The following is a 24,591-nucleotide window of genomic DNA, read 5'->3' on the forward strand; positions in this document are numbered from 1 at the left end:
CCACCCGGGCATCGCCTCCGGGCATCACTCCCGGCCGGCGCGCACCCCTCGGATCACGACCGCGATCCCCGCCCGCAGGCTGGACGCGAAGTCGAGACGGTACCGGGCGAGCTCTGGGTCGAGGGCGTAGGCGTCGGCCATCCCGGGCGAGACCCGGCAGCTCGACCAGACGCCGCCGATGCCGAGCGTGACCGCCCCGACGAACACGAGCGCGTCCGGCTCGTCGGTGCCGATCCATGGTGCCGCCAGTGCGGCCAGCCGGGCGGCCGAGTCGAGCATGCCGCGCTTGTAGGCGCGGGCGACCTCCCCCGAGATGTTGTGCTCCAGGATGCCGGGGGCGCTCGCGCAGAGCTCGGCGAAGACCGGGCGCGCGGCGGCCGTCTCCGCGACGGCGGCGGCGAGGGAGTCGGCGGTGCGGTCGGCGGTGGCGGCGAGGCGGGCCTCCAGCGCATCCAGCCAGCTGCGGAACTCGCGGTCGTAGAGGTCGAGCAGCACGGCCTCGCGGGACTCGAAGTAGCGGAGGACGTTCGACTTGGCGAGTCCGACCCGTCGCGCCAGCTCGTTGAGACTCAGGTCGGCGACCCGGGTGTCTGCCAGCATCGCGCGCGCGGCCGTCAGGATGTCCTCGCGGCGCTGGGCACGCTGTTCGACGCTGCGGGCCCGGCTGAACGTCGCCTGGGACATCGGGAACCCCCTTGCTAACAGACCATCGGTCTATTACTGTCCGTAACAGACCACCGGTTCATTGTTTCACGATCAAGCCGGACATCCGCTGCGCGATGGAGGAACCCATGTACACCGTCCCCGACCAGACCGGCCGCTCGATCGTCGTCACCGGAGCCAACAGCGGCACCGGCAAGGAGGCGACGACCCGACTCGCCGCCGCCGGAGCCCGCGTCACGATGGCCGTCCGCTCCCTGGAGAAGGGCGAGGCCGCCCGTCGCGACATCCTGCGCATCGTGCCCGGCGCGCAACTCGAACTGCGCCGTGTCGACCTCGCCGACTTCGCGAGCGTGCGCGCCTTCGCCGACGGCATCCTCCGCGACGGCGAGCGCATCGACACCCTCGTCAACAACGCGGGTGTCATGGTCCCGCCGAAGCGCGCGCTCACGGTCGACGGGCACGAACTGCAGTGGCAGAGCAACTTCCTCGGGCCGTTCCTGCTGACGAACCTGCTGCTGCCGCGCATCCTGGAGTCGCCGTCGCCCCGCATCGCGACGATGTCGAGCGGTACTGCGAACGTCGGCGGCATCCACTTCGCCGACCTCGACTCCGAGCACCGCTACCGCGCCGGGCGCGCCTACGCGCAGTCCAAGCTCGCCGACCTGCTGATGGCCCTGCACCTCGCCTCCCTCGCGGGCGAGCGCGGCTGGGGACTGCTCAGCACGGCGGCGCATCCCGGATACACCCGCACGAATCTGCAGACCGCCGGCCGCAACCTGGGCCGGGACGCGGACAAGGCGCTCCAGCCCTCCCGCCGCACGCTCCTGCCGTCGCAGGGGGTGGAGCAGGGTGCCGAGCCGCTGCTGTTCGCGGCCGCCGACCCCGCCGCCGAGCAGGGCGCGTACTACGGACCCGACCGGTGGGCGCTCGTCGGCCCGACCCACCGCGCGGCGCTCCCGCGCAGCGCCCGCGGGCGCGACCTGGCGGCGTCGCTCTGGGCGGTCGCCGCCAGCGCCGTCGGCGTCGACGCTCAGACCACGTTGGGCAGCGCCGCGGCGTCGAAGTAGGGCGCCGGTTCGTTCGCCGCGACGGCCCAGGCACGCTCGAGCGCGGCGAACGCGCGCTCGGTCTCGTCGACCGAGTACGTGATCGGGATGCGCAGGAAGCGCTCGAACGCGCCGTCGAGGCCGAATCGCGGGCCCGCGGCGATCAGCAGGCCGTGGTTGCGGGCGGCAAGGGTCAGCGCGGAGCTGACCGGGGCGCCGATCCCCACCCACGCGGCGAGTCCGCCGTGCAGGGGCGGAATCGTCCAGTCGGGGAAGGTGGAGGCGATGAGCCGCCGCACGGTGTCGCGCCCCTCCCGCAGCTGCACCCGGCGCTCCTCCACGATCTGCGGGATCTGCGGCAGCATCCGGGCGACGACGAGCTGCTCGATCATCGGTGTGCCCAGGTCGGTCGCGGGCTTCGCGGCGATCATGCGCTGCACGAGGGGCCGGTCCGCGCGGATCCAGCCGATCCGGAGACCGCCCCACAAGCTCTTGCTCGCCGACCCGATCAGGATCACCGGCGCACCGCCTGCTGCCCGCTCCGCGTAGAGCGGGAGCGGCAGGTGCTCACCCGTGCGGTCAATGTCGAGCTCGCCGGTGGTCTCGTCGCCGACCACGATGGTGCCCTGCGCGGCTGCGGCCGCGAGCACGCGCTCGCGGGTCGCGGGCGACATCGAGGCGCCGGTCGGGTTGTGGAAGTCGGGGATGAGGTAGGCCAGCGCCGGGTTGGCGCGGCGGATGGTCTGTTCGACGGCCTCGGCGTCCCAGCCGTCCGGCTCCGTGCCGAGCGGATGCGGACCCTCCGCCGGCGGCGTGACCGTGATCGGCACGAGCCGCGCCCCCGCGAGCCGGAGGGCCTCCGTGGCGTGAGGGTAAGTGGGCATCTCCACCAGCGCGCGGTCGCCGCGGCCGAGGAACGTGCGGGCGATCAACGCGATGGCCTGCTGCGCCCCGACGGTCACCAGCACCTGGTCCGGGTCGGTCGGCAGGCCCCGGGCCGCGTACCGCGCGGCGATCGCGGCGCGCAGATGCGGCAGCCCGACCGGGTCGTAGCCGGAGTCGGGGAGGAAGTGGGGCAGCTCCTCGGCGGCGGCACGCGCGGCGGCCGGGAGCGCGGTGGCCGCCGGCAGCGCCGCCTTGGTGAAGTCGAGCATCCCGTCACCGCCGCCGACCGGCAGGGCGAGGACCGGGCCCGGGAGGCGGGCGATGCTGCCCGAGCCGCGCACGCTGTCGACGAAGCCGCCCTCGCGCAGCTGCCGGTAGGCCGCCGCGACCGTGGTGCGGCTGAGTTCCAGCCGTCCGGCGAGGTCGCGCTCGGCGGGCAGCCGTGTCCCCATCGGGATGCGCCCGTCGAGCACCAGCAGCCGGATGCGGTCCGCGAGCTCCTGGTACTGGGATCCGGTGCCACGCCACTGCCCGAGCAGGGTCTCGAGGGCGCGGGCGGTGAGATGCGGGTCCGACATGCATGCCACTTTAACCGAATTGGCATCTTGATGGAAGGCCAATCGGACGATTGGATTGTCATCGTGACCACTCGACTCCTCCTGACCCGGCGCCTCATCCAGCTGCTGATCGGCCTCTTCCTCTACGGGATGGCCATCGCGCTGATGATCCGCGCCGCCATCGGGGTGTCGCCGTGGGACGTGCTCGCGCAGGGCCTGTCGATCCACTCGGGATGGGCGTTCGGGCTGATCACCAACGTGGTCGGCCTCGCCGTGCTGCTGCTCTGGATCCCCCTGCGGCAGCGCCCGGGGCTCGGCACCGTGCTCAACGTGCTCCTGGTCGGGCCGAGCGCGCAGTTCGGGCTGTGGGTCATCCCGCAGCAGACGCAGCTCTGGGCGCAGGTGCTGGTCTTCGTCGCCGGCCTCGCGCTGCTGGCCGTCGCCACCGGCCTCTACATCGGCGCGCAGCTCGGGCCGGGCCCGCGCGACGGCCTGATGACGGGGCTCCACGCCCGCACGGGCTGGCCGATCTGGGCGGTGCGCACCGGTATCGAGATCGTGGTGCTCGTGATCGGCTGGTTCCTCGGCGGCAACGTCGGAGTCGGCACTCTGGCCGAGGCGCTCTTGATCGGGCCGCTGTGCGCCATCACCATCCCCTTCTTCGCCATCCGGCTCCCGCACGTTGCAAGGGCTGCGGAACTGGAGGGCGAGCTCGAGGGAACGGCCGAGCAGTCGGCCGGCCTTCGGGACGAGCAGGATGCCCCGCGTGTCGACGTGCGCGACGGCATCCTGCTCGAGTCCGACGCGGCGGCGCGGAGCCGGTTCGCCGACCACGCGCAGGGGCCGTTGGTGCGGCGGGCCCAGCCCGACCGCGGGCCGGCGGAGCGCGCCGGGCGGGAGGCCGACCCGGCGCCGCGCCCCTCCCGCGTCATCGCCGCCCACTGGCTCGACGACCGGCTGAGCGGCCGCACCCGCCGCGCCTGACGGCTCCGCACCGAGGCGGCGATAAGTCGCACGAAAAGTGCCGAGGCGGCGGATTGTTCGCCTCCTCGGCGCCCGCGGGGCGTGCGAGGGGTGGCCGGGGCCTACGCGGGATGCGCGGCGGCGTAGATGCGGAGCGCGTCGCGGACGAAGGTCGCCCCCTCCACTCCGCCGTAGTTCGCACCGAACCGCGGGTCGGCGACGTACATGTCGCCGAGTCCCGTGAGGTAGGCGGCCGGCGGGGCGCCCGCACCGTAGCCCGGCGTCCCCGGGATGCCAGCCAGCCAGTCGGCGTGCCGACGGGCGAGCTCCTGCGCCTCATCGGAGTCGGGTGCGGCTCCGCGGGCCGCCGCCGCTGTCCAGTCGGAGGCGAGGCGCTCCTGCCGCTCCTTCCATTCCTGGCGCTCCTGCGGCGTCATCCCGCGCCACCACCGGTCGGAGGCCGCGTACGCCTCCCGACCCCAGCGCTGCTCGACCTCCTCCTTGTACCGGGTGTGGTCGAACCCGTCGAACATCTCCTCTGCCATGATCTCCGCTCCTGACTCCACTGCGTGGATGGTCGTCTCGACCGACGCGATCTGCCGCGCCAGCCGCTCTTGCTCGCCGCGCAGCCAACCGAGGTGGTCGCGCAGCGCGGGCGCCGCATCCTCGCGGTCCGCGAGCACCCGGGCGATGGCCGGAAGGCCCAGCCCGAGGTCGCGCAGCAGCAGGATGCGCTGCAGTCGCACGAGCGAGTCCCGGTCGTAGAACCGGTAGCCGTTGCTCCCGATGCGCGTCGGCCGCAGCAGGCCGATGCCGTCGTAGTGCCGCAGCGTCCGGCTGGTCGTGCCGGCGATGCGGGCGATGTCCTGGATCGACCAGTCCATGAGCGGCTCCTCTCTCGGGCGTGCGGAGTTCACGCTAGATCTTGACGTTACGTCAAGGTCAAGCCGGCCGGGCAGGTCCGGAGCAGTTTGTCGGTGCAGGCCCGGATGCGGCGCCACCTCGTTCTGTTAGCGTGATCGGACGGGGGCGCAGCGCCTCCGCCCACCGTTGAAAGGCGTGCGACGTGACGACACCCGGCATCCGGAACAGTGCGATCGGCGGGTGGGCCCCGCGCGTGCTCATCGGGGCGGTGATCCTCGCCGCTCTGCTCTCGATCGGCTTCGTGCTCTTCGGCGTGAGCGGCGAGACGCTCGGCCGCGTGATCGCCACCAACATCACGCTCGTGGTCTTCGCCCTGCTGGTGTGGGTCGACTCCCTCATCGGCCGGTTCCGCCCCTCCTGGTTCGAGCTCTCGTCGCTCGCGGCCGACGCGTATCTGCTGCTGCTGTGGATCGGGATCATCTGGCTCAGCCCGTTCACCGTCGGCGACCAGTTCGGCGCCTTCTTCCTCGGGATCGGGACACTGCTGTGGGTGCGCGCGATGCTCGGCCTCGGCGACCTGCTGCGCTTGATCTGGAACCGGTGGCGCAGCCGCCCGACCGACATCTTCGCGGTCGTCGCCCTCGTCGCGCTGGCGCTGATCGCCGTGCTCGTGACCCTTCCGGCTCCGCACTCGTTCAACACGCTCTGGGACTACGAGTTCTACGGTCGCGTCATCGGCGCGATCAGCATCGTGGCGGGCGTCTGCTTCGTGCTGGTCCCCCTGTGGGGACTGCTCGGGTCGCGGGAGCAGCGGACCGCGGGGCAGGCACCAGCCGGCTACGCCCCGGCGGCCTACGGGACGGCCGGCTACCCGGCTGCCGCATACCCGGCCAGCGGATACGGCCAGCCCGTCCCGCCCGCGCCCGCTTTCGCGCCGCCGGCGGCTGCCCCCGCCACTGCGCCTGCACCCGTTCCCGCTGCGCCGGCGGCTCCCGCCGCTCCGGCACCCGCCGCTCCCGCTCCCGCCGCCCCGGCACCCGCCGCTCCGGCCGCTCCCGCGCCGGTTCCGACGGTCCCGCCCCGCCCGCTCGCCTGGCCGCACTTCACCGACGGCACGCCGCTGGCCGCCGGCCCGGACGGACGCCCCGACTTCGCCTCCGTCCCCGCCGGCAAGCAGCTCGGCTGGCCGCTGCACGTGGACGGCACCCCCGTCCCCGCCGCCCCGGACGGCACCCCGCTCTACCGCTAGCGCCGCCGGCACCGCCGAGAGGTGAGTCGTTGCGGGTCAGCACCACTGCAGACCCGCAACGACTCACCTTTCGCGTGTCCGGGAAGAGGCAGGGGCGGGCCGGCGTTGGGCTTCACGCGACCACTTGCGAACGACACGAGGAGAGCGATGAGCGCCACCGAGACGGCACCGACGACACCACGGGATGACGGCCTCGTCATCCGCCTGGCCGACCCGGCCGAGTACGCGGCGATCGGCGAGCTCAGCTACGCGGCCTACCGGAACGACTACACGATCAGTGACGGCTACCGCGCCCAGTTGCTCGACACGGCTGCCCGCACGGACGAGTACGAGATCTGGGTCGCGGCGGATGCCGACGGCACACTCGTAGGCACCGTCTCCATCCTGCGCGACGGCTACGACCTGGGTGGCGCGCTCCGCGCGGGCGAGCTGTACTTCCGCCTTCTCGCGGTGAGCCCCGACGCCCGCCGCCGCGGCATCGGCGCCCGCCTCACCGCGTTCACGCTCGACGAGGCCCGCCGTCGCGGCTACCGGGTCGTGGCGCTCAACAGCGGCGAGCACATGACCGGCGCCCACGCGCTGTACACGAGCCTGGGCTTCGTCGCCGATCCCGAGCGCGACATCCACATCCACGACGACGGCCAGGCGATCACCGTCCACCTGTTCACGCGCGAGGTCTGAGCCCGGCTTACGGGTAGAGCCCGCGCAGCCGGTGCGCCTCGGCCACCCGCTCCACGGCGAGCGCCGTCGCGGCGGCCCGCAGGGTGAGGTCGCGCGAGCGCGCGGACTGGAGCACGTCGCGCCAGGTGGCGAGCATCCGCTCCTCGAGCCTCGCCTCCACCTCGTCGACGCGCCACCAGTAGGCCTGGTTGGCCTGCACCCATTCGAAATACGAGACGATCACACCGCCGGAGTTGGCGAGGATGTCGGGTACGACGAGCTGGCCGTTGGCGGCGAAGACCGCGTCCGCGGCTGCGGTGGTCGGGCCGTTGGCGCCTTCGACGATGACGCGGGCGGTCACGCGCGGAGCGTTCTCCTCGGTGAGCACGCCTTCGACCGCGGCGGGGATGAGCAGGTCGACGTCGAGCTCCAGCACCTGGGCGCTGTCGGCGGCGTCGGCGCCGATGTAGCCGACGACTGAACCGGTGGCGTCGACGTGGGCGGCGAGCCGCTCCGGGTCGATGCCCGCAGGGTTGTGCACCGCGCCGTACTGGTCGGCGATCCCCACCACGCGCACGCCGGCCTCGTGCAGGAAGACGACCGCGTCGCGGCCGACCTTTCCGAAGCCCTGAACGACGGCGGTCGCGCCTTCCTGTGTGATGCCGCGGTGGCGCAGCGCCGCCAGGGCGATGTGCACGACGCCGCGGGAGGTGGCGCTCGCGCGGCCGAGCGAACCACCCAGGCTGAGCGGCTTGCCCGTGACGACGCCGGGGACCGTGTAGCCGGAGACCACCGAGTAGGTGTCCATGATCCAGGCCATGGTCTTCTCGGAGGTGCCGATGTCGGGCGCCGGGATGTCGCGCTCCGGGCCGAGGATGGGCAGGATCTCGCTGGTGTAGCGCCGGGTGACGCGCTCCAGCTCGGCCTCGGAGTGGAGCCGCGGGTCGATCCGCACCCCGCCCTTGGCACCGCCGTACGGGATGTCGACGAGCGCGCACTTCCACGTCATCCACATCGCCAGGGCCCGCACCTCTTCGAGCGTGACGTTCGGGCTGTAGCGCAGGCCGCCCTTGGCGGGTCCGCGCGAGAAGTTGTGCTGGACGCGGTGGCCCGTGAACACCGTCACCGTCCCGTCGTCGGCCCGCAGCGGCACGGCCACGGTCATCTCCCGACGCGGAGTGGCGAGCATGTCGCGCACCCCCGGGTCGTAGCCCAGAGTCGCGATGGCGCCGTCCAACTGCGCGATCGCCTCCTCGAGCGGGTTCGCTTCCGTCAGATCCAACGTCAGGGCCACGGCTCCTCCTCAAGCACTTGTGTGAGGCCCACCGTACGTATCCGGCAGAGCCGATGCGGTCGACGCGGTGTCGATTCCGAGCGCGAATGATAGACGGCGTGGCGAACGCCTGCCGCCGTCAGCGGGGGCCGGCGGCGCCTCTGCGGCGCACCGACAGGATCGCCCCCGCCGCAATGAGGGCGGCAGCGGCGAACCCGGCGAGGAGCGGTGCCGACGCATCGGATCCGCTCTCGGCGAGTTCGCGGCGGTCACGGCCGCGGTCGTGGTGCTCGTCGCCCCCGTGGGCGGGTGCGGGGCGGAAGTTCAGGATGAGCGAGAGCAGCTCGGTGCCGAGCTCCGGGTCGGTGCCTGCCGCCCTCTGCTGGTTCCACATCGTGGTGACGCCGACCCCCCTGCTCGGGGCGAGCGTGGTGTCGGTGCTGAACCCGGCTGTGCCGCCGTTCTTGAACGCCCAGTCCGCACCCATGCCGTTCGAGGTGCCGGGATACAGCTGCCAGCCGAGACCCATCTGGAAGTCCGTCACCGGGGTGCAGGACGAGACGTCCGGCTCCGAACACATCGTGGTGATGGTGCTGACCGGGTGGAGGGTGTCCGCCATCGTCCGGACCCCGAGCGGTGCGCCGGCGGAACCGTAGCCGAGGTGCGCTTCGACCCAGGTCGCCATGTCGTCGGCGTCGGAGACGAGGCCGCCTTCGCCTGCGAGGGCGTTGGTGTCGTCCCAGTAGTAGCTGACGGAGTTGTCGGATGCGTAGGGCGTGGCGATCCGCGGCCCCGTCCCGAGCAGGGTGGACGACATCCCCAGGTCGTCGAGGAAGGCGCCCTGCAGGGCGGACAGGTAGGCCGGAGGCTCGGTCTCCGGCGTCGGGGCGATCACATTCGCGAGGATCGTGCCGAGCAGGCCGAACCCGAAGTTCGAGTAGAGCCAGTTGGTCCCCGGCTTCCACAGCAGCGGATGGTCCGCGAGTCCGTGCCACAGCATCTTCTGCGTGTAGTCCGGCTGCGGGTTGCAGTCCGTGAGTGTGCCGCAGGGCTCCCAGTAGTTCAACGGGGAGTCCGGCAGACCCGCTTGATGGGTGGCCAGATCGCGGAGGGTGATCTCCGTCGTGGCGCCGGTCTGCTGGTCGGTCCACACCGGCACCGTGATCCCGGCCGGCGCGTACTTCTGCACCGGGTCGTCCAGCGACACGCGGCCCTCCGCGATCAAGGACGTCAGGAGGTCGGTGGTGAAGATCTTGGTCTCGGACCCGATCTCGAACTGCGTCGACGAATCCACGGGAGTCGAGGAGCCCTGCGCCGGAGCGCCGACGGCGAAACGGGTGACCACCGGTTCGGTCCGGCCGGCGGACGGCGTCACCACCGCCACCGAGACCCCGACGATGCCGTACTTCGCCTGGAACGCCGCGATCCTCTCCTGGATCCTCGACTGCAGTTCGGGCGTCATCTCGTCGCCGGAGTCGGCCGAGACCTCCACGGCCGCGGCCGGCAGTGCGGCTCCCGCGGCGAGCATGCCGGCCGCCATCGCCATCGCCACGGCGCCGATCCTCACCCCGGTGCCGATCAACCCGGACCGCCGTCCGCGCCGACGCGTGGTGCTCCCGATCATGTGCCGCCCCTCCCCCGGTGACTACAGCGATCTCATACTGCCCGATATCGGTGTCCGACAGAAAGGGGAGACGCGCCGGGTCCGTGAACGCGCAACGGCCGCCCCGGGATCCGGGACGGCCGTCGTGCGGTCGGGGTTCAGCCGACGCGGATGAGCTTCTTGTTGACGAACTCGTCGGCGCCGAAGCGGCCGAGCTCACGGCCCGAGCCGGAGCGCTTCACGCCGCCGAAGGGCAGCTCCGCGCCGTCGGCGAGCACGAGGTTGACGAAGACCATGCCGGCCTCGATCTGGTCGGCCACGCGGTGCGCCTGCGCCTCGTCCGTGGTGAAGAGGTACGAGCCGAGGCCGAACGGGGTGTCGTTGGCGATGCGGACCGCGTCCGCTTCGTCCTTCGCGCGGAACACCTGTGCGACCGGGCCGAAGAACTCCTCCTGCGAGGCCGGGTTCTCCGGGGTGACGTCGGTGAGCACGGTGGTCTCGAAGAAGGCGCCGTTGCGGCCTCCTCCGCGCACCAACGTGGCGCCGTTCTCGACGGCGCGCTTCACCTGGTCCTCCAGGTTCTCGGCCGCGCGCAGCGACGAGAGCGGGCCGAGGGCCGACTCCTCGCTGGTCGGGTCGGAGGCCTCCACCTCGGCGAGCTTGGCGGTGAACTTCTCCAGGAACGACTCGTAGAGGTCGTCCGCGACGACGAAGCGCTTGGCGGCGTTGCAGGACTGGCCGCTGTTGTCGAGGCGGGCGTCGACCGCGTTCTGCACGGTGGCGTCGAGGTCATCGGTCGAGAGCAGGATGAACGGGTCGGACCCGCCGAGCTCCAGCACGACCTTCTTGAGGTTGCGGCCGGCGATCTCGGCGACCGCGGCGCCCGCGCGCTCCGAGCCGGTGAGGGAGACACCCTGCACGCGGCGGTCCGCGATGACCTTCTCGATCTGGTCGTGTCCCGCGTAGATGTTCACGTAGGCACCGACCGGGAAGCCCGCGTCGAGGAAGATCTTCTCGATCGCCGCGGCCGACTCCGGGCACTGCTCCGCGTGCTTGAGCAGGATGGTGTTGCCGATCACCAGGTTCGGTCCAGCGAAGCGGGCCACCTGGTAGTACGGGAAGTTCCACGGCATGATGCCCAGCAGCACGCCGAGCGCCGAGCGGCGCACGACCGCCGAGCCCTCGCCGTCGAGCAGCGCGATGGGCTCGTCCTGCAGGAACTCGGAGGCGTGGTCGGCGTAGTACTCGTAGATGGCGCCGGCGAAGTCGACCTCGCCGAGCGCCTGCTCGACGGGCTTGCCCATCTCGCGGACGATGATGTCGGCCAGCTCCTGGCGGCGCTCCACGTGCAGCTCGCCGACGCGGCGGACGAGGGCGGCGCGCTCCTCGACGGTGGACGACTTCGACCAGCCGCGGTAGGCGTCGCTGGCGGCGGTGATCGCGGCCTCGAGCTCGGCGTCGCCGATGGGCTCGAAGGTCTTCACGGTCTCGCCGGTGGCGGGATTGGTCACGGCGTAGCTCATGGCACTCCTCTTCTGCGATGAATGGCGTCAGGCCCTCTTGCGACCCTACGCGTCATCCGCGTGGATCGCCTCGACACGACGTCCGAGTTCTCAGACCGGGACCGACACAGTGTACAGAGCGCAGGCGGCTCAACGCTTGGTGGGCGCCGGCTCCTTCGGGGCGACCGGCGCCCCTCCGAGCGGTCCGGCGGGCGCATCCGGCGCGGGCGGCGCGGCAGGCGCCTCCGGCACCGAGTTGTCCGGCTGCCCGACGGCCAGCGGCGTGGAGTGGATGTGGATGCGGGCGTGGGGCTTCGACGCCGGCACCAGCGGGCGGCGCGCGATCGCGCGCACCGGCTCGCCGCGACGGTCCTGGCCGGGCAGCGGTCGCGAGCGACGGCCGTAGATGAGCGAGGAGGAGTCGAGCAGCCAGGGGACGAGCGCGACGGTGACGCCGTGGCAGAGCATCAGCATCTTCGCGAGCCGGCGCGCACGGTGGTTGTGCAGGATGCCCTCCCACCAGTGGCCGACGATGTACTGCGGCAGGTAGACGGTCGTCACCTCGGAGCCGTGCTCCTCGCGCCGGTGCTTGAGGTACTTGACCAGCGGCACGCCGAACTCCCGGTACGGCGACTCGATGATCGTGAGGGGCACGTGGATGTTCTGCTCGATCCACTGCTTCTGCAGCTCTTCGGTCGCGTCCTCCTCGATGGAGACGTGGATCGCCTCGATCGAGTCGTGCCGTGCGGCGATGGCGTAGTCGAGAGCCTTGAGTGCGGGCTTCTGCATCTTGCCGACCAGCACGATCGCGTGGTCGCCGACCGATCCGAAGGTCGTGATCGGGTCGACCTCGATCTCCTTCTCGACGTCGCGGTAGTACCGGTTCACGCCCAGCATGAGGAACCAGAGGATCGGCATGAAGATGAAGACGAGATACGCGCCGTGGGTGAACTTCGTGATCGTGACGACGATGAGCACGATGGCGGTCAGGCAGGCGCCGAAGGCGTTGATGCAGAGGGACCGGATGATGCTGCTGCGTTCGCGGCCCGTCTGGCCGCCCTCGCGGAGCAGCGTGATCCAGTGCTTCACCATCCCGGACTGGCCGAGGGTGAACGAGACGAACACACCGATGATGTAGAGCTGGATGAGCTGGGTCAGGTTCGCCTGGTAGACGAGCAGCAGGGCGGTCGCGGCGAGCGCCAGGACGATCATGCCGTTCGAGTAGACGAGGCGGTCGCCGCGGGTGTTCAGCGCCTTGGGGGCGTAGGAGTCGCGGGCGAGCACCGAGCCGAGCAGCGGGAAACCGTTGAAGGCGGTGTTCGCCGCCAGCAGCAGCACGATCGCGGTGGCGGCCTGGATCAGGAAGAAGAAGAACGTGTTGTTGCCGAAGGTCGCGGCGGCGATCTGGGCGATCAGGCTGCGCTGCGGCGAGGTGGCGCACTGCGCCCAGCCCTGCAGGTCGCACGGGTTCTCGGCGTAGTGCACACCGCTGATCAGGGCGGTGGCGGTGAGGCCGGCGAACAGGACGATCGCGATGCCGCCCATCAGCCCGAGGGTGACGCGCGCGTTGCGGATCTTCGGCGTCCGGAACGCGGGGACGCCGTTGGCCACGGCCTCCACTCCGGTCAGGGCCGAGCAGCCGGAGGAGAAGGCGCGGAGGAGGAGCAGGACCATCGCCGCCTGGGTGAGGCTGCTGGCGTGCACCTGGTAGCCGGCCGACTCCGCGACCGGCGCGCTGCCGAAGACGGTGCGGATCAGCGCGGTCACGATCATCAGGAAGACGCTGCCGATGAAGATGTAGGTCGGCAGGGCGAAGGCCTTGCTCGACTCGCGGACGCCGCGGAGGTTGACGGCGGCGATGAGGATGACGCACACCACCGCCAGCTCCACCCGCCAGGGCGCCAGGAACGGGAGGGCCGAGATCACGTTGTCGACGCCCGACGCGACCGATACGGCGACGGTGAGCACGTAGTCCACCAGGAGCGCCGACGCGACGATCAGCCCGGCCTTCTCGCCGAGGTTCTTGTGGGCGACCTCGTAGTCGCCGCCTCCCGACGGATAGGCCTTGACGAGCTGCCGGTAGCTGAGCACGACCGTGACGAGCAGCACCACGACGGCTGCGGCGACCCAGGGGGCGAACGTCAGGAACGAGAGCCCGCCCAGCAGCAGGATCATCAGGAGTTCCTGCGGGGCGTACGCCACGCTCGACAGCGCGTCGGAGGCGAAGATGGGTAGGGCGAGGTGCTTCGGGAGCAGCTGTCCTTCGAGCTTTTCGCTCGGAAGCGGGTCGCCGATCAACCAGCGCTTCGGGGATCTCCCCTCATTTGTCACGAGGGATGAGACTACTCGCTGCCAATACCCTGTCAAGTCGGCGCGTCGGGGCGGCGGGCTGTGAGGTTTCGGCAAGGCTCGGGCTTCGCATCCCCACGCCCTCGGAATCCGCGGAACGACGCGGCAGAACGGGGGTCCGACCCTCTCTCTGAGATCTCTCAGAACGTTCGCCGGGAGTTGCTGTGCATCCCGCGCGAGGCGCCCCTTCCGCCGGAGGCGCGGAGCGCAGGTAGAAGCGCAACGACGACATCGCTCCTCCCGTCAGCGGCGTGCGAGCGCCTCCAGGACGGAGCGGCGCACGCGCACCAGTTCGTCCTTCAGCAGCGTCACCACCCCGTCGGGGAGGGTCCCTCGGGAGGCCTGGAGCCGCAGCTCGGTGCGCAGCTGCTGCCGGAAGTCGTTGATCGCGAGGTCGGCCTCGCGGATCGCGGCGGACGCGGAGGCGCGCGCGTCGCGGGAGGCCTCACGGGCGGCGTCGCGTGCCTCCCGTCGCGGATCGACCCGGGTCGCGTCGCGCCGGTTCTCCCGTGCGGCGGAGGCGAGCTCGGCACGCAACGTGCGCATGGCGTCGTCGACGCCCGCCCGCACCTCGTCGGCGAGGCGGCGCACCGAGTCGGTGACCTCGTCCTCGATCGCGTCGAGCTCGTGCTCGCGCTCGGCGAGTTCGCGCCGGCCGGCGTCGGTGATCGCGTAGACCGTCTTGCGGCCGTCGGCCTGCTTCGTGACCAGGCCCTCCTCTTCGAGCTTGGCGAGTCGGGGATAGATCGTGCCCGCGCTCGGCGTGTAGGTGCCGCCGAAGCGGTCCGACAGCGCCTGGATCAGCTCGTACCCGTGGCGTGGGGACTCGTCGAGCAGGCTGAGCAGGTAGAGGCGGAGACTGCCGTGGGCGAACACGGGGGTCACGCCGACGCCTCCTCGCCGCTCTGGCGCGCGCCGTCCTGGGCGGGTCGCGAGCTGCGCAGCACCGAGACGGCTCCCGAGACCGTGTTCACGTTGATGTCGACCCAGGATCCGTCGAGCGAGCCGGTGGTGCCGCTGTACCCCTTGCCGACCGAGCCGACGACCACGACGTTGTCGAGCTGCACCCGGCCGGAGACCGTGTTCGCCCGGTAGCGGGCCCCGATCGCCTCCGGGATGCGGATCGTCGAGTCGCCCGAGACGGTGTTGATGGCGACCTCGTCGGGAGTGCCCGAGATGTCGGCCATCACGTCGCCCGAGACGCCGTCGACCGCGAGCTTCGGGATCGTGCCGCTGACCGTCACGTCGCCCGAGACCGTGTGCGCGTTGATGCGACCGTGGTGGTCGCGCACGGACAGCTCCCCGCTGACGGAGTTCAGCTCGATGTCCCCCACCAGGCCGTCGGCGACGACGTCGCCGGAGACCGTGCTGAGGCGTGCGTCGCTGCGCAGTCCCGCGATCAGGGCCGTCGCCGAGACGACGCCGAACTTGAGCACGACGTCGCGCGGAACGAGCACGCTGACGTCGGCCTTGGCGTTGGACCGCATCGACTTGAACACCTCGATGAAGTTGTCCCAGCGCAGCTGTGGGTGGTCGATCTCCAGCCGGTCGCCGTCGACGGTGATCTTCAGATCGCGTCCCTGGACCGTGTGGACCTCGATGCGAGCGCCCGGCTCGTCGTGGCCGATGATGTCGATCTGACCGCCGATGAATCCCACCTTGAGCGTGCGGACCAGCTCCACGTCGATCGTGCGGGTCTCGCCCGGCTGGATCAGCCACTTCTCCTGTGCCATCGTCCTGAACCTCTCCTGTTGCACCGCTGCCGAGCGGTGGTGAATCCGAGGAGGGTCCGGGCCGGATCGCCCGGACCCTCGGTGACTCGCGATATATCGCGATGTTGACAAGGTCACGATATATCGCGAGTTGGACGGATCGCAACCCTCTCGACAGAGAATCAGGGTCGGCTCAGGGTCCGGTCAGGGTCTGCTCGCCGGTGCGGGGCGGCCGGCCAGGGCGCGCAGAAGGGGCGGTGCGCGTGTCGACGCACCGCCCCTGGTCTAGCCCGTCGCGCGGGCGGCGAGCCGTAGCCGGGTCGCCCTCTTGAGGGCGGCCCAGCGCTCGCGGGTCACGCGACGCCGTCTCCGGATCGACGCTGAACCGATCCCGCCCGCGGCTACTCCGCGACGGGGCGAGCGCCCCGACGCGCCGGAGCGATGACCCAGACCACCCAGCCCAGCAGAGCGACGATCAGCCCGGTGCCCATGGCGAACGCCGCCACACCGAACGACACCACCGACGTGAACAGCGAGGCGCGCAGGAACGACGCGTTCATCACCGTCGGACGCAGCGGGTCGTCCTGCTCGAGCTCGGCATAGGTCTTGCCGCCCGACAGCTTCTCCGCGTGGGTGTTGATGATGTCGGCCTGGGCGAGGGCAGTGAAGGGACCGGCGACGGTCTGCCCGCCGAAGGCGGCCGCATCCTCGCTCACGGTGATCTTCTGGGCCTGGAGCTGGCTGCTCACCACGCCCCACACGACCCCTCCGGCGACGATCATGACCAGCCCGGCCACGATCGCCAGGAGGCCGATGGGACGGACCAACCGGTTCGCCCAGGTGGTGGTCGCCGGTCGCGCTTCGGTTGCAACGGTCACGATGAGTCCTTCCGGCAGCGGTCGTCCCGCCGCATCCTCGCGTGCGGCCCGCTGCCGCACACTCGAATTCTACGGTCTGTAGAAGTTCGATATGCGAGATTCCTCGCCAAAGGGCGCAAGGATCCGGTCAGCCGCGCAGCCAGGGCTGCAGCATCCGCGTGACGAAGGGGAGGAGCAGGTAGGTCATCGTGGGCGTGAGGCAGAGTGTGCTGATCAGCACGGTCGCCAGAGGCCAGAGCGAATGCCAGCCGGGCACGAACGAGACGGTCGCCCAGGTGAACAGCAGGGACAGCGGGAAGAAGCCGAGCCAGATGGTGACGGCCTGTTTCCACCTCGGCGGCGCGGACGGGACTCCGGGCTGCGGGGCGTCGAACCAGCCCTCGATGCCGGTACGGCGCTCCACCCTCGAGACCTCGACGAGTTCGCGCCCGTCGTACAGCCAGGTCGTGCGGTCGTCCGACCCCTCCCAGGCCTCGAGCGTCTCGGCGTCCGCGAAGCGGTAGAGCATGTGCCACTCGTCGGAGTCGGCGCGGGCGCGCACCCAGCCCGAGCCGAGGAAGCCCTCGTAGGTGTTGGCGAGGTTCACGCCGGATTGGACCCAGCGGGTGACCTCGGGCAGTCGGCTGCCGTCGACACGACGGGTGATGGACACGGTGATCGGGAGGCGGTGCGCTTGTGGCGCGTCACGCAAAGACTCTTGTGGAGGCATGCCTCCATTGTCGCCGCCGCGCGTTACACCGGTGTTTCGCGGTCGGCTCAGCGGGTGGCGATGAGCGCCGGGCCGTCGCGCACGACGAGTCGGGGCGCCACGAGCCGGTGCCTCGGGTCCGCGAGATCCGCGTCGGCGCGCACCCGGCCTCCATGCGCCCCGGTGAGGAGTTCGAGCACACCGGCCGCGACCGCCTCGAGCGGCTGCTCGACGCTCGAGTATCCGAGCGACGCCGCGACGGGGGTGTTGTCGTAGCCGATCACCGGGATGCGGCTGCCGACGACGGTCAGGGCGCCGAGCGCCAGGGAGTCCGACGTGCACACGACCGCGTCCACGCCCTGCGCCCCGGCCGCGGCCTCCAGGCGCCGCATCCCTTCCGCACCGAAGGTGACACCGTCTTCGGCGACCGCCTGCAAGGCCCGGAGGTCCTCCTCGGGAACGGCGCCGGCCGCACGCATGGCCTCCAGCCATCCCTCGCGCCGATCGTCGCCGGTGCCCGACCCGCTGGGCCAGCCGAGGAACCCGATGCGGCGCGCACCGTCGGCGAGAAGGTGCGCGGTCGCGTCCCGCAGGCCGGAGCGGCCGTCCACATCGACCCAGAGGTGCTGGGGGTCGGTCATGTCGTCGATGCCCCACGGCCGCCCGAAGGTCACGAACGGCTGACCGTGCTCGATCAGCCACTCCGTGCGGGGGTCGCCGTGGAAGGTGGAGGTCAGGACGAAGCCGTCGACGTCGGCGGCATCCGAGAGCCGCTGGAACTGCGCGATCTCGTCGTCCGGGCCGTCGGCCGTGAAGAGCAGGACCCGAAGACCCTTGCGGTCGGCCTGCTCGGTGAGGGCGTGGAGGAAGCGGTCGAGGATGCTGCCCGAGATGCCGTCCTGGGTGATCGGGTCGAGCCGGATGCCGATCGTCGAGCTCTTCTGCGTGCGGAGACGGCGGGCGGAGGCGTGCGGGCGGTAGCCGAGCCGCACGATCGCGTCCTGCACCCGCTCACGGGTCGCCGGCCGCACCAGCTCGGGGGCGTTGAGCACATTCGAGACGGTCTGCCGCGAGACGCCGGCGGCGTCGGCGACGTCGCTGACGGTGGGCTGTGCACCCATGACGACCTCCTCTCGACCCGTTGCCGGCTGACCTAGACCCTATCGTCCGCCCGCTTGACAGGCCGGGAGGGGCATGGTTATGGTGACTGCAATCCCATTTGATCGTTCAAATGGGACGCTAGCACGTCGCGATTTGATCGTTCAAGCCACACCGGACGATCGAAGTATCCGAGCGACGGAGTTCACGGCACGACGGACCAGAGGAGGTCGGATGCACGCACCGAGGCGCAGTGTCCCTCCCATGGACCGCCCGCTCCCGGCGGTCTCTTCGCAGGTTCGCTGGTCTACTGTCGGCGGCGCGGAGTCCCCGCGCACGGCGCGCAACACAGCCTCCTCGCCGACCTGACCCATCCACACTTTCCCGACCCCACCCTCTGCGTGCCCGCCCTGTCGGGCACGCTCACACCAAGGAGAGAAACACATGCGCAAGAACACCAACAGGTGGATCGCGAGCGGCGCCGTCGCCGTCGCGGCCGCCCTGGCGTTGACGGCCTGCGGGTCCGGCTTCAGCGGCAGCAGCAGCAGCGACTCGGGCAAGCTGACGTCCTCCGACAAGGCCCTCACGGTCATGATCGGCTCGTCGGGCGACGCCGAGACCACGGCGGTCAAGTCGGCCGTCTCCGACTGGGCGAAGAGCTCGGGCACCAAGGCGTCGGTCGTCGCGGCCACCGACCTCAACCAGCAGCTCTCGCAGGGCTTCGCGGCGAAGAAGCCGGCCGACGTGTTCTACCTCTCGACCGACGCCCTCGCCGGCTACGCGTCCAACGGCTCGCTCCTCGCGTACGGCGACCAGCTCAGCAACAAGGACGACTTCTACCCGAGCCTGGTCAAGTCGTTCACCTACGACGGCAAGTTCTACTGTGCGCCGAAGGACTTCTCGACCCTCCAGCTCATCATCAACAAGGACATGTGGAGCGCGGCCGGCCTGACCGACTCCGACATCCCGAAGACCTGGGACCAGCTCGAGTCCGTCAGCAAGAAGCTGACCACCGCCGACCACGTCGGCCTCGGCATCTCCGGTGAGTACGCCCGCATCGGCTCCTTCATGGTCCAGGCCGGCGGCAACCTCATGAACGACGACTCCACCAAGGCCACCGCGAACAGCGACGCCAACGTGAAGGCGCTCGACTACGTCAAGACCCTGCTGAACGGCGGCGAGCTCAAGTACGCCAAGGACCTCGGCGCGGGCTGGGGCGGCGAGGCGTTCGGCAAGGGCCTGGCAGCGATGACCATCGAAGGCAACTGGATCACCGGCGCCATGAAGTCCGACTACCCGAACATCAAGTACACGGTCGCCGAGCTCCCCGCCGGCCCCGCCGGCCAGGGCACCCTGCAGTTCACCAACTGCTGGGGCATCGCCGCCGACAGCCCCAACCAGGCCGCGGCCCTCAAGCTCGTCGAGCAGCTGACCAGCAAGGACGACCAGCTCGCCTTCTCGAAGGCCTTCGGCCCCATGCCGTCGATCAAGTCGGCCGCCGACTCCTGGAAGTCGGCCAACCCCGACCTCGTCCCGTTCCTCTCCGCCGCGGACTACGCCAAGGGCGTGCCGACCGCGAAGGGCTCGGCCGACGTCGTCACCGACCTCAACAGCAAGCTGGAGTCGCTGGCCACGGGTGACCCGAAGGCCATCCTGGACGCGACCCAGAAGAACCTCGAAGCACTGCTGAAGTAGGAGCGAAACCTCCCATGTCGCAAACCACGAGTCGGTCTCGCCGTTCCGGAATCCGGCGCGGCGAGGCCGCCTCGGGGTGGTTGTTCACCGCCCCGGTCATCATCCTCCTCGGCGTGTTCCTCGTCGTCCCGGTGCTCATGGCGCTCTGGGTGAGCTTCTCCGACTGGGGAGGCCGGGGCAGCCCCTTCTCCTCCGACGTCAGCTTCATCGGGCTCAAGAACTACACCGCGATCCTCGGGGGCGGAGGGCTGGCCGAGCAGGACTTCGGCATCTCGCTCAAGAACAACGCCTGGTACGTCGTCCTCGTCGTGCCGATCCAGACCGCCGTCGCCCTTGGCCTCGCGGTCCTCGTCAACCGGGCTGTGCTGCGCGGCCGCGGATTCTTCCGCACCGCGTTCTACTTCCCGTCGGTCACGAGCTCGGTGGCGATCACCGTGCTGTGGCTCTTCCTCTTCAGCACCACCGGCGCCGTCAACCAGATGCTGTCCTGGATCGGGATCAACGGCCCGAACTGGTTCAACGACCCCGACGGCCTCGTCCACAACTTCCTGCGGATCTTCGGCGTCACGCAGGGCCCGAGCGCGCTCACGCAGAACACCGTGCTCGGCGTCTCCTGGTGGGACTGGCTGGGCGGCCCCTCGGTCGCCATGACGGCCTACATCATCATGGCCGTCTTCACCACGAGCGGTACCTTCATGCTGCTCTTCATCGCCGCCCTCCAGAACCTCGGCGGCGACATCACCGAGGCCGCGATGATGGACGGCGCCAACGGATGGCAGCGCTTCTGGCGCATCACCCTCCCCCAGCTGCGCCCGACCCTCTTCACCGTGCTGACCCTCGGTCTGATCGGCTGCTGGCAGGTCTTCGACCAGATCTACACCGGCACCAAGGGCGCGCCCGGCAAGACGACACTGACCCCGGCCTACCAGTCGTACAAGACCTCGTTCGTCGACCAGAACTGGGGACAGGGCGCGGCGATCGCGTTCATCCTGTTCGTCATCATCGTGCTGTTCACCATCTTCCAGCGCTGGGTCCTCCGTGAGCGCGCGGTCTCCAAGCGCCGCATGCGCCTCTACCAGCCCGCCGTCACGGCCAGCACCGCGGTGCCCGACGGCGTCACCGCCGCCGCAGAGAAGGAGCCGAAGCGATGACCGCGACCCTGCCCGCTGCGCCGTCCGGCGCCGAGAAGACGACTGCGACCCCGCCCGCACGGCCGCCCCGCCGTCGCTCCAACGGCACGATCGCCGCGACCTCGGTCAGCTACGCGATCCTCGTCGTGCTGGCGATCGTGTACATCCTGCCGTTCCTCATCCAGCTGGCCACGTCGTTCAAGACCGATGCCGACGCGACGGCCCACCCCGTCTCCCTCATCCCCCAGGTGTGGACGACCGCGGCGTACACGAAGCTGTTCCTCAACTCCGACTTCCCGACGTGGTTCGCCAACTCGGCGATCGTGACGATCTTCGTGACCCTCGGCCGCGTGTTCTTCAACTCCCTGGCCGGCTACGCGCTCGCTCGCCTGCACTTCCGCGGGCGCGGCGTGATCTTCGCCGCCCTCGTCGCCGTGATGTCGGTGCCGATGGTGGTGCTGCTCATCCCGAAGTTCCTGGTGATCAACCAGCTCGGCATCTACGACTCCTACGCGGGGATGATCCTCCCGCTGCTGACCGACGCGGCCGGCGTCTTCATCATGAAGAACTTCTTCGAGTCGATCCCCGCCAGCGTGGAGGAGCAGGCCCGCATCGACGGCGCCAGCACCTTCCGGGTGTTCTGGTCGATCGTGCTGCCGATGGCACGGCCCGCCCTCATCACCATCATCATCCTGTCGTTCCAGGGGTCGTGGAACGAGCTCGCGCACTTCATCGTCTCGACGCAGGATCCCGCTCTCACCACCCTGACCAAGGGTGTCGCGGGCCTCGCCAGCGGCCAGCTCAGCCAGGGCAACCAGTTCCCGCTCAAGCTCGCGGCCGCCGCCCTCATGACCATCCCGGTGGCCGTGATGTTCTTCATCTTCCAGCGCCGCATCATGAACTCGAGCGAGGGCGCGGTGAAGGAGTGACCGCCGCCTCACCCACGATCGTCGCCACCTGCGGCGGCCTCAACGGCGGGGGGTGGTCGGACTCCGTGTACGGCCCGCTGCTGCTGCACGCGATCGAGCTCGCAGAGGTGACGGGGCGCGCGCCCCGCGTCACGCACATCAACACCGCCGGCGGCGACCAGCGCCACATCGAAGGCGCCGAGCTCGAGGCGGCGCGGATCGCAGGCGTCGAGGCCAGCCACGTGCGCTTCTTCCCGCACCCGAACATCCCGGACCTCCGCGAGCACCTCCTGCGGCAGGACGTGATCTGGGTGAGCGGCGGCAGCCTCGTCAACCTGCTGGCGGTCTGGCGTGCCCACGGCCTCGACACGCTCCTCACCGAGGCGTGGCAGGCCGGAGTCGTCCTCGCCGGAGGCTCGGCGGGCGCGCTGTGCTGGCACGAGGGCGGCACCACCGCCTCCTTCGGGCCCGGCATCAGTGCGGTGGCCGACGGCCTCGGCCTGCTCGCCGGCTCCCTCGGCGTGCACTGGGACTCCGATCCGCAGCGCCGGCCGGCCCACCTGGCCGCCATCGCAGACGGGACCCTCGCGGGCGGCTACGCGCTCGAGGAGGGCGTAGGCCTCGTCTACCGGGGCAGCGACCTCGTCGACGTCGTCGCCGAGCGCGACGGCGCCGCCGCGTGGCTGCTCGAGCGCTCTGCCGACTCCGTCACCGAGACCCGCGTGACGCCCCGGGTCCTCCGCGACACCCCCGCCGACCCCACCGACCCCACCGACCGATCCACACTCACACCCCCTAACGAGGAGGCGCGACAGCCGCGATGACCCACCCGCTCCAACCCCTGCTGCACGACAGCGTCGTGGTCCTGACCGCGCCCAGCCAGGCTTGGTCCACCGCCGACGGCGACGTGGACGGCGTCGGCATCCACGGGTTCTTCCACTCCGATCTGCGCGTCCTCGACCGCGTCGGCCTCTCGGTCGCCGGCTCGACCCTCGAGCACATCGCCACCGCCGGGCCCGACGCGGCCACCGCCGTCTTCACCTCGCTCGCACGCGGTCTCGACGATTCCACCGCCGACCCCCGGGTCCGCGTCGAACGCACCCGCGAGGTGCGCGCCGGCGTCCTGCGCGAGACCGTCGTCGTGCGCAACGCGCTGCGCGAGGCCGTCACGACGACCGTGTCCGTCGCCGTCCGCGGCGACTTCAGCCCGATGCAGGTGGTCAAGGCCGGCCTCAGCGGGGCGGAGCACCCCGTCGAGGCCCGGGTCGACGGCTCGACGGTGACCTTCACCTCCGGACCGGTCACGGCTGTGCTGCGCGCCGAGGGCGCCCGCATCGAGTGCGACGCGGCCGACGCCGCCCTGCACTGGGATGTCGAGATCGCCGGCGGCGGTGCGGCGACCGTCTCGTGGGAGATCGCCGTCGACGACCCGACCGCCGTCGTCGCCGGTGCCGGCCCCTCCGCCGACTGGGCCTCGTTCAGCGCCTCCACCGGCGACTCGCGTCTGGCCTCCTGGCTGGAGCGCGCGCTCGCCGACCTGCAGTCGCTGCGCATGACCACCACCGCCCGGCCGGACGACGTCTTCCTCGCCGCCGGCGCCCCCTGGTTCTTCACGCTCTTCGGCCGCGACTCGATCTGGGCCGCGCGCATGCTCCTCCCGCTCGGCACCGAGCTGGCCGCCTCCACCCTCCGCGTGCTCGGAGCCCTCCAGGGCACCGAGACCGTTGGCGAGACGGCCGAGCAGCCGGGCAAGATCATGCACGAGCTGCGCCCGTCGGCGCTCACGATCCCGGGCGAGGGCGTCGTGCTGCCCCCGCTCTACTACGGCACGGTGGACGCCACCGCGCTCTGGATCACCCTGCTCCACGACGCCTGGCGCTGGGGCATGCCGGCCGACGAGGTCGAGGCGCTCCTCCCCTCGCTCGAGGCCGCTCTGCTCTGGATGCGCGACCACGGCGACAGCGACGGCGACGGATTCCTCGAGTACGCGGACACCACCGGCCACGGCCTCGCCAACCAGGGCTGGAAGGACTCCGGCGACTCCATCCAGTGGAACGACGGCACGCTGGCCGATGGCCCGATCGCGCTCTGCGAGGTTCAGGGCTACGCCTACGAGGCCGCGATCGGCGGCGCTGCACTGCTCGAGGCGTTCGGCCGCGACGGCGCCGACGAGTGGCGCGAGTGGGCTGCTGCCCTCAAGGCGCGCTTCGCCGCCTCCTTCTGGATCGACGACCCGGCCGGCGCCTACCCGGCGATCGCGCTCGACGCCTCGAAGCGCGCGGTCGACTCCGTCACCAGCAACATCGGCCACCTGCTCGGGACGGGCATCCTCGAACCCGGTCAGGCCGAGCTCATCGCCCGCCGCCTGGCATCGCCCGAGCTCTCCTCGGGGTACGGGCTGCGCACGATGTCCAGCGCGGCCGGCGGCTACTGGCCGCTCAGCTACCACGGGGGCAGCGTCTGGGCCCACGACACGGCGATCGTCATCACCGGCCTGGCCCGTGAGGGCTTCGCCGCCGAGGCGGAGCAGCTCTCGGACGGCCTGCTCGCCGCCGCAGCCGGATTCGGCTACCGGATGCCCGAGCTGCACGCCGGCGACAGCGCCGAGCAGACGGCCGCGCCGATCCCGTACCCGGCGGCCTGCCGCCCGCAGGCGTGGTCGGCGGCGGCGGCCGTCTCCGTGCTGAGCGCGCGCCTGGGACTCAACGCCGACGCCACCACCGGCCGCTTCGAGACCGCCCCGGTCGCCGCTGCGGCCAACACCCACGTGCGCGGCCTGCGCTTCGCGGGCGAGACGCGCGACGTCGACGTGCCCTGATCGGTATCTGACGCGCAGCGAAGGCCGGACGCTCCCCGCGTCCGGCTTTC

General features: G+C 71.0%; 21 protein-coding genes. 9 read left to right on the plus strand and 12 right to left on the minus strand.

All coding sequences use genetic code 11. From position 1 onward, the window contains the following. Positions 1 to 24: 24 nt before the first annotated feature. On the minus strand, positions 25 to 684 hold the full coding sequence (locus ACFVU2_RS18480) for a TetR family transcriptional regulator (protein WP_387877410.1): 660 nt from the start codon (positions 682 to 684) through the stop codon (positions 25 to 27). 107 nt (positions 685 to 791) lie between these two features. Between ACFVU2_RS18480 and ACFVU2_RS18485 the strand changes: the two genes are divergently transcribed. Beyond that, on the plus strand, positions 792 to 1,730 hold the full coding sequence (locus ACFVU2_RS18485; protein ID WP_387877412.1) for an SDR family NAD(P)-dependent oxidoreductase: 939 nt from the start codon (positions 792 to 794) through the stop codon (positions 1,728 to 1,730). Here the strand turns inward: ACFVU2_RS18485 and ACFVU2_RS18490 are convergent. Next, positions 1,694 to 3,172, minus strand: coding sequence for a PLP-dependent aminotransferase family protein (locus ACFVU2_RS18490; protein WP_387877415.1), 1,479 nt, complete (start codon positions 3,170 to 3,172; stop codon positions 1,694 to 1,696). The two genes, ACFVU2_RS18485 and ACFVU2_RS18490, sit on opposite strands and share 37 nt — an antisense overlap. Before the next feature lie 63 nt (positions 3,173 to 3,235). Between ACFVU2_RS18490 and ACFVU2_RS18495 the strand changes: the two genes are divergently transcribed. Continuing rightward, positions 3,236 to 4,135 (plus strand): YitT family protein, encoded by a 900-nt coding sequence (locus ACFVU2_RS18495; protein WP_387877418.1) that lies wholly within the window; start codon positions 3,236 to 3,238, stop codon positions 4,133 to 4,135. Positions 4,136 to 4,236: 101 nt separating this feature from the next. Here ACFVU2_RS18495 and ACFVU2_RS18500 read toward each other — a convergent pair whose 3' ends face one another. Continuing rightward, positions 4,237 to 4,998 carry a MerR family transcriptional regulator gene (locus tag ACFVU2_RS18500; RefSeq protein WP_387877420.1) on the minus strand — a complete coding sequence of 254 codons (762 nt, stop codon included), beginning with the start codon at positions 4,996 to 4,998 and terminating at the stop codon, positions 4,237 to 4,239. Positions 4,999 to 5,180: 182 nt separating this feature from the next. Between ACFVU2_RS18500 and ACFVU2_RS18505 the strand changes: the two genes are divergently transcribed. Both ACFVU2_RS18505 and ACFVU2_RS18510 read left to right on the plus strand, forming a co-directional pair. After that, a complete protein-coding gene (locus tag ACFVU2_RS18505) occupies positions 5,181 to 6,227 on the plus strand; it encodes a hypothetical protein (protein WP_387877423.1) in 1,047 nt (348 codons plus the stop codon). A 147-nt stretch (positions 6,228 to 6,374) separates the two neighbouring features. After that, entirely contained in the window at positions 6,375 to 6,908 is a 534-nt protein-coding gene (locus ACFVU2_RS18510; RefSeq protein WP_387877426.1) for a GNAT family N-acetyltransferase, read from the plus strand. Positions 6,909 to 6,915: 7 nt separating this feature from the next. On the opposite strand, the gene ACFVU2_RS18515 is transcribed toward ACFVU2_RS18510, so the two are convergent. The 9 genes from ACFVU2_RS18515 to ACFVU2_RS18555 all read right to left on the minus strand — a co-directional run bounded on the left by ACFVU2_RS18515 (position 6,916) and on the right by ACFVU2_RS18555 (position 18,013). Continuing rightward, positions 6,916 to 8,181: a Glu/Leu/Phe/Val dehydrogenase gene (locus ACFVU2_RS18515; protein ID WP_387877428.1), complete on the minus strand. Its 1,266-nt coding sequence runs from the start codon at positions 8,179 to 8,181 to the stop codon at positions 6,916 to 6,918. 118 nt (positions 8,182 to 8,299) lie between these two features. Beyond that, entirely contained in the window at positions 8,300 to 9,784 is a 1,485-nt protein-coding gene (locus tag ACFVU2_RS18520; protein WP_387877431.1) for a serine hydrolase domain-containing protein, read from the minus strand. Between the two features lie 137 nt (positions 9,785 to 9,921). Next, on the minus strand, positions 9,922 to 11,286 hold the full coding sequence (locus tag ACFVU2_RS18525) for an NAD-dependent succinate-semialdehyde dehydrogenase (RefSeq protein WP_387877434.1): 1,365 nt from the start codon (positions 11,284 to 11,286) through the stop codon (positions 9,922 to 9,924). Positions 11,287 to 11,415: 129 nt separating this feature from the next. Beyond that, positions 11,416 to 13,563 carry an APC family permease gene (locus tag ACFVU2_RS18530; RefSeq protein WP_387877593.1) on the minus strand — a complete coding sequence of 716 codons (2,148 nt, stop codon included), beginning with the start codon at positions 13,561 to 13,563 and terminating at the stop codon, positions 11,416 to 11,418. Positions 13,564 to 13,857: 294 nt separating this feature from the next. Further along, on the minus strand, positions 13,858 to 14,499 hold the full coding sequence (locus ACFVU2_RS18535; protein ID WP_387877437.1) for a PadR family transcriptional regulator: 642 nt from the start codon (positions 14,497 to 14,499) through the stop codon (positions 13,858 to 13,860). Next, the gene (locus ACFVU2_RS18540; RefSeq protein WP_387877439.1) at positions 14,496 to 15,347 is read right to left on the minus strand and encodes a DUF4097 domain-containing protein; all 852 of its coding nucleotides are present in this window, start codon (positions 15,345 to 15,347) and stop codon (positions 14,496 to 14,498) included. Before ACFVU2_RS18540 ends, ACFVU2_RS18535 begins: the two co-directional genes overlap by 4 nt. 380 nt (positions 15,348 to 15,727) lie before the next feature. Then, positions 15,728 to 16,204: an aromatic ring-opening dioxygenase LigA gene (locus ACFVU2_RS18545; protein ID WP_387877441.1), complete on the minus strand. Its 477-nt coding sequence runs from the start codon at positions 16,202 to 16,204 to the stop codon at positions 15,728 to 15,730. Between the two features lie 127 nt (positions 16,205 to 16,331). After that, the gene (locus ACFVU2_RS18550) at positions 16,332 to 16,913 is read right to left on the minus strand and encodes an antibiotic biosynthesis monooxygenase (protein WP_387877443.1); all 582 of its coding nucleotides are present in this window, start codon (positions 16,911 to 16,913) and stop codon (positions 16,332 to 16,334) included. Between the two features lie 47 nt (positions 16,914 to 16,960). Next, on the minus strand, positions 16,961 to 18,013 hold the full coding sequence (locus ACFVU2_RS18555; protein ID WP_387877445.1) for a LacI family DNA-binding transcriptional regulator: 1,053 nt from the start codon (positions 18,011 to 18,013) through the stop codon (positions 16,961 to 16,963). A gap of 421 nt (positions 18,014 to 18,434) precedes the next feature. On the opposite strand from ACFVU2_RS18555, the gene ACFVU2_RS18560 reads away from it, so the two are divergent. Genes ACFVU2_RS18560 through ACFVU2_RS18580 form a run of 5 tightly spaced genes read left to right on the plus strand, consistent with a single transcriptional unit; the run spans position 18,435 to position 24,541 of the window. After that, positions 18,435 to 19,685: an extracellular solute-binding protein gene (locus ACFVU2_RS18560; RefSeq protein ID WP_387877448.1), complete on the plus strand. Its 1,251-nt coding sequence runs from the start codon at positions 18,435 to 18,437 to the stop codon at positions 19,683 to 19,685. A gap of 14 nt (positions 19,686 to 19,699) precedes the next feature. Next, the gene (locus ACFVU2_RS18565; protein WP_387877451.1) at positions 19,700 to 20,836 is read left to right on the plus strand and encodes a carbohydrate ABC transporter permease; all 1,137 of its coding nucleotides are present in this window, start codon (positions 19,700 to 19,702) and stop codon (positions 20,834 to 20,836) included. Then, positions 20,833 to 21,744 carry a carbohydrate ABC transporter permease gene (locus ACFVU2_RS18570; RefSeq protein ID WP_387877454.1) on the plus strand — a complete coding sequence of 304 codons (912 nt, stop codon included), beginning with the start codon at positions 20,833 to 20,835 and terminating at the stop codon, positions 21,742 to 21,744. The genes ACFVU2_RS18565 and ACFVU2_RS18570 overlap by 4 nt, the downstream gene beginning before the upstream one ends. Then, entirely contained in the window at positions 21,741 to 22,547 is an 807-nt protein-coding gene (locus tag ACFVU2_RS18575) for a Type 1 glutamine amidotransferase-like domain-containing protein (protein WP_387877457.1), read from the plus strand. Before ACFVU2_RS18570 ends, ACFVU2_RS18575 begins: the two co-directional genes overlap by 4 nt. Continuing rightward, positions 22,544 to 24,541 carry a glycogen debranching N-terminal domain-containing protein gene (locus tag ACFVU2_RS18580; protein WP_387877459.1) on the plus strand — a complete coding sequence of 666 codons (1,998 nt, stop codon included), beginning with the start codon at positions 22,544 to 22,546 and terminating at the stop codon, positions 24,539 to 24,541. Before ACFVU2_RS18575 ends, ACFVU2_RS18580 begins: the two co-directional genes overlap by 4 nt. Positions 24,542 to 24,591: the final 50 nt, after the last annotated feature.

Source organism: Leifsonia sp. NPDC058194 (assembly GCF_042883605.1).
Classification (GTDB): domain Bacteria; phylum Actinomycetota; class Actinomycetes; order Actinomycetales; family Microbacteriaceae; genus Leifsonia.